Consider the following 421-nt stretch of genomic DNA (forward strand, 5'->3'; position numbering starts at 1 on the left):
AGCTGGGGCACGGGGTTCGATTCCGGCGTCGGACCTTGCCTGGGATTTAAGTCCGGGGTTGGCCCGTCCTTTGTATCAGGGCAGTGACAGTGAGCGACATTGATGCTCACATGCACATTTGCTTCAGCATCATTAGTGACATTCACTGAAGGCATCGGCACTGACGGCTTCACTGGATGATCGTTTCTACCCGGTTTCGGCGTCAATCCGCCGTGATCTATTAGCACCCTCGGACCTTTTGCATCCGGCTTCACCGCTTGATCCGTCGTACCTGGCTTCACCGGCTGGTCTTTTGCATTCGGCCTCACCGCTTGATCAGTCGTACCTGGCTTCACCGGCTGGTCTTTTGCATCCGGCTTCACCGCTTGATCAGTCGTACCTGGCTTCACCGGCTGGTCTTTTGCATTCGGCTTCACCGACT

Annotated in this window: 1 pseudogene; it reads right to left on the minus strand. The window is 56.1% G+C overall.

Annotation, left to right across the window (positions count from 1 at the left end):
- Nucleotides 1–421 (minus strand): annotated as a pseudogene (locus OC445_RS26950) (hypothetical protein); the annotation flags it as partial.

This window comes from Pseudomonas sp. Pse35 (genome assembly GCF_024519715.1).
Classification (GTDB): Bacteria; Pseudomonadota; Gammaproteobacteria; order Pseudomonadales; family Pseudomonadaceae; genus Aquipseudomonas; species Aquipseudomonas paracarnis.